We start from the raw sequence: 15,233 nt of genomic DNA on the forward strand, positions 1-15,233 counted from the left end.
TAGGTTATTTTTAGTGTTTTAATTCTAAAAATAACCTAATAGCCAATAGATTATTATGAAAATAATAATTGTTCCAAAACAGCCACCACCTAATTTTTTGGCACCGTAACCTGCAAGTATTGTTTTAAAAAATCCATTCATAATTTTAAATTTTTAAGTATCCTTTAAAAGTAATGAATATTTTTTAGACGGAGTGTTTTAGTTTAATTCTAAAAATATTTTCTTAATCAATTCAATTTCTTCTTGATACATTGTTTTTTTTCTAGTGGCAAAATAGAGTGTGTTTTTTAATGGTGTTTTCCCTTCCCAAATCATTTTAATCGAACCATTATCAATTTCTTTACGGCATAAAAAATCAGGAACAACAGCTAATCCCTTGCCACTGCTCAAACAACGTACAATAGAATTTAGATTTGGAACTATATAATTTGGTCTGAAATCAGGATGTTTATTGAAATTTAATTGCCAAAAACGGCGTAAATGTTCCATGTCTCCGGTAGTTCCATACCATTTTTGTTGTTTTAGCCAAAGTTCGATTTCCTCTAAATTTTCATTTTTTGCTGCCGAATTGAATCCCAAATCATCAATTTCGCTACCACCAACAAGTACAATAGTTTCTGATGAAAATGCTTGATATTCGATGGCGTTTTTAATTACCATTTGTGGCGTGATGATTAAATCAAGAATCCCTTTTTCTAAACTTTCTACCATTTCAGGATATTCTCCAAATTGAATGATAACATTAAATGGCAAGGTTGAAATATACTGTTCCAGTGTAATTTGGAATGTTTCAAAACACATTCCCACGCTTATTGTTGGCGTATTTTTTTCGGTGCTTCTTTGAAAATTTTTCTCGGCTTCTTCCAATTTAGTTAATGCTTCAATGATAAAATTGTAGAGCACTTTTCCTTTTTCGGTGGGAACCATTTTTCGACCGGTTCGGTCAAATAATTTATAGCCCACATAATTTTCCAAGGAGCTCAAATGCAGACTCACACCAGGTTGAGAAATAAATAATTCTTCCGCAGCACTTGTTAAAGTTCCTGTTTTGTAAACCGCTTTAAAAGTGCGATACCATTCTAAATTTATCATAACTATTATAATTATAATACAAAGGTATGAATTAAGTTATTTTAATAATAGACTTTCTCGTTCTAACTTTGCAGCATCAAATTAAAAATACTAATCATGAGAAAAATATTTATAATTAATGGCGGACAAAAGTTTGGCCATTCCGGAGGACGATTTAACGAAACTATTTCGAATGAAACCTTGAATTTTTTTAAAAGCAATAGCGATTTCGAAGTGAAAACTACCAATATTAATGACGATTACAATCCTATTACTGAAGTAGAAAAATTTGTTTGGGCTGATGTAATCATCTACCACACGCCAATATGGTGGTTTCAATTGCCTCACGGCTTTAAAAAATACATTGATGTCGTTTTCACCGAAGGTCACGCCAAGGGGATTTACAAAAGTGACGGTCGATCTGCTGAAAATCCAACGATTAATTATGGAACAGGAGGAATGCTTCATGGTAAAAAATATATGTTGACCACTTCTTGGAATGCACCAAAAGAAGCTTTTACTTTACCAGGAGAATTTTTCAATGAGCACAGCGTAGATGAAGGACCGTTATTTGGCTTTCACAGAATGAATGCTTTTACAGGAATGAAACCACTGCAAAGTATTCACTTTCATGATATTGAAAAAAATGCAAATGTTGAAAATGATCTTAAAGTCTATCAAAACCATTTAACACAACTATTTTTAAATTAATTATGGCCATAAATCTAACTGTTATCCTAAAAAGCAAACCGGAAAGTAGTGCAATATTAAAATCACTACTGCTGGATTTGGTTCAAAATTCGACTAAAGAAGCTGCTTGCTTGCAATATGATTTGCATCAAAGTGAGGAGGATTCAAACATTTTTATTTTTCACGAAGTTTGGGAAAATGAAGCGGGATTACAATTTCACAATAAGCAATTGCACCTTATTTCTTTTTTCGAAAATTCGAGATCCTTATTGTATGAGGCACCTATTGTTTATAGAACTTATAAATTAGCCTAAAAATTTGGGTACATTATTGCTATATTTTATTTTTGAAAAAAAATGACAGCAATATAATGAAGCCGCTTAACGAAAAACTTTTGGTAAAAGATGCCACGATAAACAAGGTGCAATTTGATAAAGAATGGTTTTACAAATTAGATGATATGGCTTTTTATCTGAAAGAAGATTTATCAGAGGTTGAATTTGTTTATTTACCAATGATAATTGACGATGAAAAAGAATTTGTAAAATGCAGCACTTTTGAAGATATTATAAGAGGTAGAAAGGAATATGAGTGAGTAAAAAGGAGGCAATAAACGCCTCCTTTTTGTTATTATAATCTCTTAGCGATTAATTAATTTTGCTTTCTCCTTAATGATGTCACTGATTTTTCGGTTTTCAATTTTGCTTTCGAGCCAAGAAATAATATCTAGATAAAGAAACGCTCTTTTTTCATAAGTGTTTTTTTCCAATTCAATAAAACGTGCTCTCATTTTTATAAACTCCTTTTTGATATCTGTTGGATAAATGGAGTTTAAATTTTTCAAAAACTTAATAATCTCTTTTTGTACCTCGTGTAAATCGTTCATTTTGATCAGGAATTTATAGGTATTTTTTAACTGATTTTCCAGATAATAATCTTTACCTAATTCATAATGAGCAATTAAACACAATATTCGAGCAAAACACATCAAATCTTCTCGCATTGAAAGATTTTTGTTGTTTATTATTTTCTCTAAGTAAAAGATACATTCCGTATATTTTTCGTTTCCAAAATAAATAGAGGCAAATTTATAATAGAACAACATTTCGTGGTGTTCATCAAGATGGTCCGTGTGAATTTTTAATTTATTTAATACTTCGGGAATTAAATACTCGCTTTCGGCAAACGTTCCTTCCAGAATATGGTAGTTCAATTTATTATTGTAGACATATAAGAATGATAATGACGCAATATTATCATTCACTGGAAAATGAGCATCTTTTATAGTTTCTTCCAGCAACTCTAAATACTTTTTGAATTTAGATTTGTATTTTAACATGTATAACGATTCCAATAAATAATGATTTCCTTTAAGGAAAAATACGGGGTTTAAATGAATCATACTTGGATTATCATAAAATAGTGTAACCCATTTTAAAGAATATTTATAACACGAAAGAAAATCTTGCACCAGAAAACTTCTCCAAAGATTAGCATTATAAAACCAATATTTCTCTCTAAATCCGAATTTTTTTTCATCAAATTTAGAAATGTGTTTGTTGAAATAGTCGTCTATATATTTGTATTCTTCGTCACTTTTTACATAACCGGTTTTAAGCATGATCCCATATAATTGCAGGGATAGATTAGATAATTTACTAGAAATGGTATTGCGATAATTGAGCTCTTTAGCTTGCACCACTAATTCATCTGCACGTCCTTGAATACTTCGAGTGATGTATTGTGATTCAATCAATTTCTCGAATTCTACAATTTCATAAGCCATCAGTTTTTCGTCATTCTCTAAAGCTAAAATTTTTGTTTTATCCAAAATTTTCAAACTCTGCTTGTATAACCCTTTATTGTACAATATGGCAGCAAAATCAATTTGTTCTCTCAGCTGATACCGAATGTTCTGGCTAGGAATATTCAATCGGATGCTCACTAAAATTTGCTTGTACAGGTATGATTTTAGATTCGATAATTGTACTTTTTTGATAATACCACTTTTCAGAATGAGTTTCTCATCATAGACTTCTGATTTGTCCAAAATATTGAATAATTCGATAAATTTTGTATTCGAACTAGTTTCTAATCGGCTTGCAAAAATCTTGAATTGTCTTTTTTCAGATTTTGAAAGCGATTTTATTAATACAAATAAGAAATCTTTTTGATGGTTAGCCATTGTAAAATATAGTAATGTAATTTGCTGTTAATCAATAAGTTAAAAACTTATTATTTGTTTTATAAGCAGTATATTTCATTAAATTGAATTTTATATTAAAGTAATGAAAGATATTTTTGTTATCAAGATGTGAAATTACATTAAATAAATGAAAATGAATAGAGAGAAAGTTCAAATTTTTGATACCACTTTGAGAGATGGGGAACAAGTTCCAGGATGTAAGTTAGATACCAATCAAAAACTCGTTATAGCAAATCGACTGGATGAAATGGGTGTTGACATCATCGAAGCTGGTTTTCCTGTGTCAAGTCCAGGTGATTTTTTATCTGTTTCAGAAATAAGTAAAGTTGTTAAAAACGCTGTTGTTTGCGGATTAACAAGAGCCGTTAAAAACGATATTGATGTTGCAGCACAAGCTTTAAAACATGCCAAAAGACCTCGCATACATACTGGAATTGGAACTTCTGATTCGCACATAATTCACAAACTAAATACAACTAGAGAAGATATTATTGCTCGCGCAAAGTTTGCTGTTTCACATGCTAAATCCTATGTAGAAGACGTGGAATTTTATGCAGAAGATGCCGGTAGAACGGACAATGAATTTTTGGCTCGAGTCTGTGAAGAAGTAATTAAATCAGGAGCTACCGTGCTTAATATTCCAGATACAACCGGGTATTGCTTGCCAGATGAATATGGTGCAAAGATGAAATATTTAAAAGAAAACGTCAAGGGAATTGAAAACGTAATCTTATCCTGCCATTGTCATAATGATTTAGGAATGGCTACTGCTAATTCTATTGCTGGAGCAGTAAATGGAGCCAGACAAATAGAATGTACAATAAATGGTATTGGTGAAAGAGCTGGAAACACAGCGCTTGAAGAAGTAGTAATGATTTTCAAACAACATCCATACTTGAATTTAGATACCAATATTAATACACGTCAGTTGAATGAAATGAGCCGATTGGTTTCTGAAAGTATGGGAATGATGGTGCAACCCAATAAAGCGATTGTTGGTGCTAATGCTTTTGCACACAGCTCCGGAATTCATCAAGATGGAGTGATAAAAAACAGAGCAACCTATGAAATCATGGATCCTTTAGAAGTTGGTGTGAATGAATCTTCAATAGTGCTAACTGCTAGAAGCGGTAGAGCAGCATTGGCCTACAGAGCCAAAAAAGTTGGATATGAACTTACAAAAGTACAATTAGATGTGGTTTATGTTGAATTTTTAAAGTTTGCCGATATTAAAAAAGAAGTGCTTGATGATGATATTCATCAAATAATTGAAGCTTGCAAAATGAACAAGGAATTAATCCTGAACTAAAATATTTTGATTACTAGTAAAATCTAAATCCTACGATTATGAACTTAAAAATAGCAGTACTTTCAGGAGACGGAATAGGCCCGGAGGTAATCTTACAAGCAAAAAAAGCCTTATATGCAATTGGTGTGGTTTTCGATCATGAGTTTGTATTTGAAGATGCTCTTATTGGTGCTGTTGCTATTGAAAAAACAGGAAATCCTTTGCCAGAACAAACACTAAACCTTTGTTTGAATACGGATGCCATATTGTTTGGAGCTGTTGATGACTCAAAATATGATGCTGTTTCAGATTCGAAATTGCGTCCTATTCAAGGATTATTAAAATTGAGACAAGCGCTAGGATTGTATGCCAATATTAGACCAATAAAGCCATATAAGGACTTACTAGATTTGTCCCCTTTGAAAAGAAAAATAATCGAAGGAGCTGATTTTATAATTTTCAGAGAAATTTCTGGAGGATCTTACTTTAGTGAAAAAAAGATCAACGAACAAGGAACATTAGCCTCTGATTTATGCGAATATTCAGAAGAAGAAATAATTCGAATCTGTCATTTGGCTTTTAGAACCGCTCAAAAAAGAAACAAAAAACTGACATTAGTTGATAAAGCCAGTATTCTTGAAACCTCCAGATTATGGAGAAAAGTGGTGACAGAAATTGCAGAAGGATATCCTGATGTAGCCTTAGATTTTCTTTTTGTTGATAATGCTGCTATGCAAATCATTATAAATCCAATACAGTTTGATGTCATTTTAACCGAAAATTTATTCGGTGATATTTTATCTGACGAGGCTAGTGTAATTACAGGTACTATTGGATTGTTACCATCGGCGTCTTTAGGAAGTTCATCAGCACTTTTTGAGCCAATTCATGGATCATCTACTGAGGTTAAAAATAAAAACATAGCAAATCCTATTGCATCAATATTATCTGCAGCAATGCTTTTAGAGCATTTTGGTCTTCATATCGAATCGCAAAAAGTATACGAAGCAGTTCATAAAGCAATTGAATTAAATGTCGTCACGGCAGATTTAAATCCGTATTCAAAATTTGGAACCAATGAAGTAGGAGATTTTATTTCAAACTATATCTTGAGTAAAGACGACTTATACTTTAAAAGTGACAATGTCTATATAGGACAATCAACTATTGTATAGAAGTACAAAATAATAGAACTTCTTAATTTTAATTAAAATACAAACCTAAAAATAATGGAATTAAATAAATACAGCAAAACCATAACGCAAGATGAAACGCAGCCAGCTGCACAAGCCATGCTATACGGAATTGGTTTAACTGAAGATGATTTAAAGAAAGCCCAAGTTGGAATAGTAAGCATGGGTTACGATGGAAATCCATGTAACATGCACTTAAATGATTTGGCAAAAGATATAAAAACGGGAGTTTGGAATGAAGATTTGGTGGGATTGATTTTTAATACTATCGGTGTGAGTGATGGTATGTCTAATGGAACTGACGGTATGCGTTTTTCATTAGTCTCTCGAGATGTTATTGCTGACTCTATTGAAACAGTAGTTGGAGCGCAATGGTATGATGGACTTATTGCAATTCCAGGTTGTGATAAAAACATGCCTGGATCGATAATCGCTATGGGAAGACTCAATCGTCCATCAATTATGGTATATGGGGGCAGCATTCACTCCGGAAAATGGAAAGGAGAATCATTGAATATCGTTTCGGCATTTGAAGCTCTTGGAAAAAAATTCAACAATACCATTTCACCTGAAGATTTTAAAGGAGTAATTCAAAATTCATGCCCTGGCGCAGGTGCATGTGGCGGAATGTATACCGCAAATACCATGTCCTCAGCTATTGAAGCCTTAGGGATGAGTTTACCATACAGTTCGTCTAATCCTGCCCTTAGTCCCGAAAAAAAACAAGAGTGTCTTGATGCTGGTAAAGCCATTAAAATATTATTAGAAAAAGATATCAAACCAAGAGATATAATGACGCGTGAAGCTTTTGAAAATGCTATTACAATGGTGGCAGTTTTAGGAGGTTCTACAAATGCAGTAATGCACTTGATTGCAATGGCTCACTCAGTAGATATAGAAATTACTTTGAACGATTTTCAAAAAATTAGTGATAAAACCCCTTTGTTAGCCGACTTAAAACCAAGTGGAAAATACCTTATGGAAGATTTACATGCGGTGGGTGGAGTTCCTGCTGTGATGAAATATTTATTAAAAGAAGGCTTACTACATGGCCATTGTTTGACCGTAACAGGAAAAACAATAGCAGAGAATTTAGCAACTGTTCCTGATTTAAATGATGGTCAAGATGTTATCCATGAAATTCAGAAAGCACTTAAGAATACAGGAAATATCCAAATTTTATACGGAAATCTTGCAAAAGAAGGTTGTGTTGCTAAGATAAGCGGTAATGAAGGAGAATATTTTGAAGGTGATGCAATTGTTTATGAAAATGAACACGATGTAATAAAAGGTGTTCGTGGCGGAGAAGTGAAACCAGGAAATGTAGTCGTCATCAGGTACTGTGGACCTAAAGGTGGCCCGGGAATGCCTGAAATGTTAAAGCCTACATCAGCCATTATGGGTGCTGGTTTAGGAAAAAGTGTCGCTTTAATTACTGATGGAAGATTCTCTGGTGGTTCACACGGTTTTGTAGTAGGTCACGTAACACCAGAAGCGTATGATGGTGGTGGAATTGCATTAGTCAAAAATGGAGATATTATTACCATCGATGCTGTCAAAAACACCATAAACCTCAAAATTTCTGATGAAGAGTTTGCTACAAGAAAAGCACTTTGGGTACAACCCGAATCAAAAATTAAAAAAGGAGTTTTATTAAAATATATCCGATCAGTTTCAAGCGCATCTACAGGATGTGTTACTGATAAATAAAGCTTGATGCACAACGCTAAAGCGAATAAAAAAATACCCATGGGAACAAATAAAATATCCGGCGCCGAAGCCGTTATTAGATGCTTATTAGAAGAAGGAGTAGATTTGGTTTATGGCTATCCAGGTGGAGCTATAATGCCAGTTTACGATGAATTATATAAATTTAAAGATGAGTTGCACCACGTTTTAGTTCGTCATGAACAAGGCGCTACTCATGCCGCACAAGGTTTTGCAAGAGCAACTGGAAAAGTAGGTGTTGCGATTGCCACTTCGGGTCCAGGAGCCACTAATTTAGTTACTGGAATTGCTGATGCGCAAATCGATTCGACTCCTATGGTTTGTATTACAGGACAAGTAGGAAAGCATTTACTAGGGTCTGATGCTTTTCAAGAAACAGATATCATTGGAATTTCGACTCCGGTGACCAAATGGAATTATCAAATTACCGAAGCTTCAGAAATTCCTGAAATCATGGCAAAAGCATTTTATATTGCAAAATCAGGTCGTCCAGGTCCAGTTTTAATTGATATTACAAAAAATGCTCAGTTTGACGAAATTGAATTCAGCTATAAAAAATGCACCAGTATTAGAAGCTACAATCCGAAGCCAGTTTTAAATCTTGAAAAAGTAGCGGAAGCAGCTAAAATAATTAATAGTGCTAAAAAACCATTTATCATATTTGGTCAAGGCGTAATTCTTAGTGAAGCGGAAGCCGAGTTAAAAGCTTTGGTTGAAAAATCAGGAATTCCGGCTGCTTGGACTATTTTAGGACTTTCGGCAATGCCAACAGATCATCCATTAAATGTTGGAATGGTGGGAATGCATGGAAATTACGGCCCTAATGTTTTGACGAATGAATGCGATGTTTTAATTGCGCTTGGAATGCGTTTTGACGATCGTGTTACAGGAAATTTAGCCACTTATGCCAAACAAGCCAAAGTAATTCATTTTGAAATTGATCCTGCAGAAGTGGATAAGAATGTAAAAACTACTGTAGCTGTTTTGGCTGACTTAAAAGAGTCTTTAACAGCTTTACTTCCTTTAATTGAAAGTAACTCTCACGAAGCTTGGCACAATGAATTCAAAGAGAAATATGAAATAGAATTAGAAAAGGTAATCAATGACGAGTTAAAACCTAAGAGAGAAGGAATTTCTATGGGAGAAACGATTGAAATGATTAACAAACATTCTAAAGGAGATGCCATTATGGTTTCGGATGTGGGACAACACCAAATGTTTGCGTGTCGTTATGCCAAATTCAATTCGACAAAAAGTAATGTAACATCTGGTGGTTTAGGAACTATGGGATTTGCTTTGCCTGCTGCGATTGGAGCTAAAATGGGAATGCCAAATCGTGAAGTCGTAGCCATAATTGGTGATGGAGGTTTTCAAATGACCATACAGGAATTAGGAACTATTTTCCAAACCAAAGTTCCTGTGAAAATTGTGGTCTTGAACAATGAATTTTTAGGAATGGTTCGTCAGTGGCAACAATTGTTTTTTGACAAAAGATACGCTTCTACGGAAATGATCAATCCTAATTTTATAGCCATTGCTGAAGGCTACTATATCAAAGCGAAAAAAGTAACCAAAAGAGAAGATCTTGATGCTGCCGTTGCCGAAATGATGGCTTCAAAAGAATCGTATTTTCTTGAAGTTATGGTAGAAAAAGAAAATAACGTATTTCCAATGATTCCTACAGGAGCATCGGTTTCGGACATTCGTTTGTCCTAAAATAGTTTAAAGTTTAAGGTTTAAAGTTGTTGGAACCTGAAAATAATGTTACGCAACTTTAAACTTTAAACAATAAAACTTTAAACATAAAAAAATGGAAAATAAAACATTCACCATTTCTGTTTATTCAGAAAACAACGTTGGCTTATTAAACAGAATATCTGGAATATTCTTGAAACGCCATATCAATATTTTGAGTTTAAATGTATCCGAATCTGAAATCGAAAATGTTTCCAGATTTATCATTGTAGTTAATACAACCGAAAAATGGGTGCAAAATATAGTAGGACAAATCGAAAAACAAATTGAAGTAATTAAAGCATTTTATCATATTGATGAAGAAACTATTTTCTTAGAAAATGCATTATTCAAAATTGAATCGAGCTTACTTTTTGATGAAAAACAAATTCAGAACATAATTAAAGAAAGCCACTCCGAAATAGTTACGGTTGCAAGAGACTTTTTTGTGATTTCAAAATCAGGACAACGTGCTGAAATAGAATCGTTATATGAAAAATTGAAACCTTTTGGAATCATGCAATTTGTGCGCTCCGGAAGAATATCGGTGTCCAAAGCAAAAATGGAAATTTCAACATTATTAGAAGAACTTAAACAAGAACCTGTTTAATTTTTAATTAGTAAACCTATCAATTATAAACTTTACAATCATTAAATAATAAAAAATGGCAAATTATTTCAATTCATTACCACTTAGATTACAATTAGAACAATTAGGCGTTTGCGAATTCATGGACCAATCTGAATTTGTAAATGGAATAAAAGCTTTAGCAGGAAAAAAAGTAGTCATTGTAGGTTGTGGAGCACAAGGTTTAAACCAAGGTTTAAACATGAGAGATTCTGGCTTAGATATTTCTTATGCATTGCGCGCAGATGCAATTTCAGAACAAAGAGCTTCGTTTAAAAATGCTTCTGATAATGGATTTAAAGTGGGAACGTATGAAGAATTAATCCCAACAGCTGATTTGGTTTGTAACCTTACGCCAGACAAGCAACATACTGCTGTAGTTACCGCAATCATGCCTTTGATGAAAAACGGATCAACTTTGGCTTATTCTCACGGTTTTAATATTGTCGAGGAAGGAATGCAAATTCGTAAAGACATCACTGTAATTATGTGTGCGCCAAAATGTCCTGGATCTGAAGTACGTGAAGAATATAAAAGAGGTTTTGGTGTTCCAACTTTAATCGCCGTTCATCCAGAAAATAATCCAAATGGAGAAGGTTTCGAACAAGCAAAAGCGTATGCAGTTGCTACTGGTGGTCATAAAGCTGGAGTATTGAACTCTTCATTTGTTGCCGAAGTAAAATCGGATTTAATGGGAGAACAAACCATTCTTTGTGGAATGTTACAAACAGGTTCTATTTTATGCTTTGATAAAATGGTTGAAAAAGGAATCGAGCCGGCTTATGCTTCAAAACTAATTCAATACGGTTGGGAAACAGTAACTGAAGCCTTGAAACATGGTGGAATTACTAATATGATGGATCGTTTATCAAATCCTGCAAAAATTGAAGCTTTCCGTTTGGCTGACGAATTAAAAGAGATTATGCGTCCGTTGTTTCAAAAACACATGGATGATATTATCTCTGGTGAATTTTCCAGAAACATGATGATTGATTGGGCTAATGATGACATTAATTTATTGACTTGGAGAGCCGCAACTGCAGAAACAAACTTCGAGAAAACTGCGCCAACAGCAGCTCCTATTTCAGAGCAGGAGTATTTTGATAATGGAGTTTTGATGATTGCAATGGTAAAAGCTGGTGTAGAGTTGGCTTTTGAAACCATGACTCAAACAGGAATTATTGAAGAATCTGCCTATTATGAGTCATTACACGAATTGCCTTTGATTGCTAATACAGTGGCTCGAAAAAAATTATATGAAATGAACAGAATCATTTCGGATACTGCAGAATACGGTTGTTATTTGTTTGACCATGCTTGTAAACCGTTATTGACTGATTTTATGAAAACGATTGATACTAATGTGATAGGAAAACCTTTTTCAACTTCTAATGGAGTAGATAATGCGGTTCTTATTGCTGTAAACAAAACAATACGTCAACATCCAATTGAAGAAGTAGGAGAGTGGTTGAGAGAATCTATGACTGCCATGAAAAAAATAGGATAATAAAATAGGAATTACCACACAAGAGGGTGTGTTGGGATTTGCACTATATCATTTGATTTCATAATAATTTGAATTAGTTAAAATTTATTAAAAAAGATAAATAGATATGGATGCTTTTACATTCACTCAATTTTTAAACGAGCTAAAAGTTGAGTGAAGTAATCCCTATTAAATAGATTGGGAAATTGTATAAATAGCCCTATTTATTTTCTAATAAATTATGTTGAAAAATTAGTAGTAGCATTCCATGGTGGGAACAAAATAGTTTTGGTTGATTATTGTTCAAAAAATCATCGTTTATAGTACTAAAATAATTGTTGTTAAATTTTGTTGATACATAAGGTGAAGTAGATTTAAATCTATTTCGCCTTTTTGTGTATTGCTAATTTTTTCAAAAACAGCGAAAATCAAACAAATTAATATAAAAAGTGCTTTTTTATTTGGGAATCTATTTTTTTTGGTAAGTATTTATGATTTAAATAATTTTAAGAATCGCGAGAGATTTAATACTTTTATAAAAAATTATAACATGAGCTACTACAAAATTGAAAATCTAGAACAATATTTTAAACATTATAATAAATCAGTTCGTGAACCTAGAAAATTTTGGGGTAAAATAGCAGAAGAAAATTTTACTTGGTACCAGCAATGGGATAAAGTAGTTGAGTTTAATATGGCGGATGCCGACATCAAATGGTTTACTGAAGCCAAAGTAAATATTGTCAAAAATTGCATTGACAGACACCTTGCCAAAAGAGGAGAGAAAACAGCTATTATTTTTGAACCTAATGATCCTTCGGAAGAAGCTTTGCATATTACCTATAATGAGTTGTATCAACGCGTTTGCAAAATGGCTAACGTATTGCGTGAGCAGGGTATAAAAAAAGGCGATCGTGTTTGTATTTATTTACCGATGATACCTGAATTAGCGGTTTCAGTATTAGCTTGTGCCAGAATTGGAGCTATACATTCTGTTGTTTTTGCAGGATTTTCATCCACAGCAGTTGCGACTCGTATTAACGACAGTGAGTGTAAAATGGTAATCACCTCAGATGGAGGTTTTCGTGGTAATAAAACCATAGATTTAAAAGAAATCGTTGATGAAGCATTGGAAAAATGTACTTCGGTCGAAAAAGTTTTAGTTGCCAAAAGAATTCATTCCGATATTACTATGAAAGAAGGACGTGACCAATGGTTGCAACCACTTTTAGATCAAGCATCAGATAATAATGTTGCTGAAATCATGGATGCCGAAGATCCATTATTCATACTGTATACTTCTGGTTCAACTGGAAAACCGAAAGGGATGGTGCATACTACAGCAGGTTATATGGTGTATACGGCTTATACTTTTAAGAATGTTTTCAATTATGAAGAGAATGATGTTTTTTGGTGTACTGCTGATATTGGTTGGATTACAGGACATTCGTATATTCTTTACGGGCCTTTATTGAACGGAGCGACAACAGTAATTTTTGAAGGAGTTCCTTCGTATCCTGACTTTAGTCGTTTTTGGGAAGTTATTGAGAAACATAAAGTTACACAGTTTTATACTGCGCCAACTGCAATTCGTGCTTTGGCAAAAGAAAATATAGAATTTGTACAAAAATATCCATTGAAGTCACTTAAAGTAATTGGATCTGTAGGTGAACCAATCAATGAAGAAGCTTGGCACTGGTACAATGACCACGTAGGTGATAAAAGATGCCCTGTTGTAGATACGTGGTGGCAAACCGAAACGGGTGGAATTATGATTTCGCCTTTGGCATTTGTAACACCAACAAAACCTACGTATGCAACTTTACCTTTACCAGGAATCCAACCCGTTTTAATGGATGAAAAACGCAATGAAATAGAAGGGAATCAAGTCGTTGGTAGTTTATGTATTAAATTTCCATGGCCAGGAATTGCGAGAACTATTTGGGGCGATCACCAGCGCTATAAAGACACCTATTTCTCAGCTTTTCCAGGTAAATATTTCACGGGAGACGGAGCTTTGCGTGATGAAGTAGGATATTATAGAATTACAGGTCGTGTGGATGATGTGGTAATTGTTTCGGGACATAACCTAGGAACGGCACCCATAGAAGACGCAATTAATGAACATCCAGCCGTAGCTGAATCAGCAATTGTAGGTTTCCCTCATGACATCAAAGGAAATGCTTTATATGGTTTTGTTATTTTGAAAGAAACTGGAGAAACCAGAAACAAAGAAAATTTGGCTAAAGAAATTAATCAACATATTTCAGATCATATTGGACCAATAGCAAAATTAGATAAAATCCAGTTTGTTTCTGGTTTACCAAAAACACGCTCTGGAAAAATAATGAGAAGAATTCTTCGAAAAATAGCCGAAGGAGATTATTCAAATTTTGGAGATATATCGACACTATTAAATCCTGAGATTGTTGAGGAAATTAAAAATAATAGAGTATAAATTAATTATTACGAAGGTTGAGAATCAATTACAAGATTGTCAACCTTTTTTTTATGCGCAATAAAAAGATAAATCAAATAAAACGAACCAAAATGAAGTATTCTGTCTAAACTATTTAAAACTATATTGTTTAAAAAATAAGTTCCAATAGCGGCAAATACATCATTGAAAATGAGGGCAAAACTTCCAAAAAAGTAATAGTATGCTTTTTTATCTCCAAATTTACTTAAGTATAATACGGCCGTAGCGCCCAAAAAGAGAGTAATAATACCATTAAAAACTAAAATAATATTTAAATATTGATCACCAATAGTAGAGATCAAGATATATAGAATTAGTAGTAAAAACAGGCAATTTAATAGTAAGATAAAGAGCGAAAAACCACTAGGTAATGTGAATAATTTTCTGCTTTTAATGGAACGATAGCCTAAACTTATCAAGGATAAATAGCTAAAAAAAGACGCTACCATGGCTGCTCTGAATAATTGTGGGGAATCTTCCCAAAACAAGATCAAAAACTGATAAATATAAAAAAAAGAGACAAATAAAATATAATTCAATGTAAGCTTTTTGGGATCAGTCGTTACGACATAGGCAATAAAACTCGGTATTATAAATGGTTTAATAAAAATTACTATACTTGGATCAAAAAGAATACCTACACAATAATAAACAATCAATAAAACAACAGTTATCGTAAGTAATACTCTTTTAATTAAGGTTCTTTTCATAGTGAAACAAATCTAGTACT

General features: G+C 33.3%; 13 protein-coding genes. 10 read left to right on the top strand and 3 right to left on the bottom strand.

Translation table 11 applies throughout. From position 1 onward, the window contains the following. Positions 1-198: 198 nt before the first annotated feature. The gene (locus V5J73_RS07050) at positions 199-1,092 is read right to left on the bottom strand and encodes a LysR family transcriptional regulator (RefSeq protein WP_338648550.1); all 894 of its coding nucleotides are present in this window, start codon (positions 1,090-1,092) and stop codon (positions 199-201) included. A 96-nt stretch (positions 1,093-1,188) separates the two neighbouring features. Here V5J73_RS07050 and V5J73_RS07055 point away from each other — a divergent pair, with 96 nt between their 5' ends. Genes V5J73_RS07055 through V5J73_RS07065 form a run of 3 tightly spaced genes read left to right on the top strand, consistent with a single transcriptional unit; the run spans position 1,189 to position 2,356 of the window. After that, a complete protein-coding gene (locus V5J73_RS07055; protein ID WP_338648551.1) occupies positions 1,189-1,782 on the top strand; it encodes an NAD(P)H-dependent oxidoreductase in 594 nt (197 codons plus the stop codon). Between the two features lie 2 nt (positions 1,783-1,784). Next, on the top strand, positions 1,785-2,075 hold the full coding sequence (locus V5J73_RS07060; RefSeq protein WP_338648552.1) for a putative quinol monooxygenase: 291 nt from the start codon (positions 1,785-1,787) through the stop codon (positions 2,073-2,075). A gap of 56 nt (positions 2,076-2,131) precedes the next feature. Next, positions 2,132-2,356: a hypothetical protein gene (locus V5J73_RS07065; protein WP_338648554.1), complete on the top strand. Its 225-nt coding sequence runs from the start codon at positions 2,132-2,134 to the stop codon at positions 2,354-2,356. Positions 2,357-2,401: 45 nt separating this feature from the next. Here V5J73_RS07065 and V5J73_RS07070 read toward each other — a convergent pair whose 3' ends face one another. Beyond that, positions 2,402-3,946, bottom strand: a complete 1,545-nt coding sequence (locus tag V5J73_RS07070) for a hypothetical protein (protein WP_338648555.1) — start codon at positions 3,944-3,946, stop codon at positions 2,402-2,404. 154 nt (positions 3,947-4,100) lie between these two features. On the opposite strand from V5J73_RS07070, the gene V5J73_RS07075 reads away from it, so the two are divergent. The 7 genes from V5J73_RS07075 to acs all read left to right on the top strand — a co-directional run bounded on the left by V5J73_RS07075 (position 4,101) and on the right by acs (position 14,482). Continuing rightward, entirely contained in the window at positions 4,101-5,276 is a 1,176-nt protein-coding gene (locus V5J73_RS07075) for a 2-isopropylmalate synthase (protein WP_338648557.1), read from the top strand. Between the two features lie 38 nt (positions 5,277-5,314). Beyond that, entirely contained in the window at positions 5,315-6,430 is a 1,116-nt protein-coding gene (leuB, locus tag V5J73_RS07080; protein ID WP_338648559.1) for a 3-isopropylmalate dehydrogenase, read from the top strand. Between the two features lie 54 nt (positions 6,431-6,484). Then, the gene (gene ilvD / locus V5J73_RS07085; protein ID WP_338648560.1) at positions 6,485-8,158 is read left to right on the top strand and encodes a dihydroxy-acid dehydratase; all 1,674 of its coding nucleotides are present in this window, start codon (positions 6,485-6,487) and stop codon (positions 8,156-8,158) included. 39 nt (positions 8,159-8,197) lie between these two features. Continuing rightward, positions 8,198-9,892, top strand: a complete 1,695-nt coding sequence (ilvB, locus tag V5J73_RS07090) for a biosynthetic-type acetolactate synthase large subunit (RefSeq protein WP_338648561.1) — start codon at positions 8,198-8,200, stop codon at positions 9,890-9,892. Positions 9,893-9,986: 94 nt separating this feature from the next. After that, complete coding sequence (ilvN, locus tag V5J73_RS07095) at positions 9,987-10,520, top strand: acetolactate synthase small subunit (protein WP_121365410.1); 534 nt, start codon at positions 9,987-9,989, stop codon at positions 10,518-10,520. 55 nt (positions 10,521-10,575) lie between these two features. Then, positions 10,576-12,045: a ketol-acid reductoisomerase gene (gene ilvC / locus V5J73_RS07100; RefSeq protein WP_338648562.1), complete on the top strand. Its 1,470-nt coding sequence runs from the start codon at positions 10,576-10,578 to the stop codon at positions 12,043-12,045. A gap of 529 nt (positions 12,046-12,574) precedes the next feature. Further along, positions 12,575-14,482, top strand: coding sequence for an acetate--CoA ligase (gene acs, locus V5J73_RS07105; RefSeq protein ID WP_338648564.1), 1,908 nt, complete (start codon positions 12,575-12,577; stop codon positions 14,480-14,482). Between the two features lie 8 nt (positions 14,483-14,490). Here the strand turns inward: acs and V5J73_RS07110 are convergent, their stop codons facing one another. Further along, the gene (locus V5J73_RS07110; RefSeq protein ID WP_338648566.1) at positions 14,491-15,213 is read right to left on the bottom strand and encodes a hypothetical protein; all 723 of its coding nucleotides are present in this window, start codon (positions 15,211-15,213) and stop codon (positions 14,491-14,493) included. Positions 15,214-15,233: the final 20 nt, after the last annotated feature.

The sequence above is a fragment of the Flavobacterium sp. KS-LB2 genome (assembly GCF_036895565.1).
In the GTDB taxonomy this organism is placed as follows: domain Bacteria; phylum Bacteroidota; class Bacteroidia; order Flavobacteriales; family Flavobacteriaceae; genus Flavobacterium.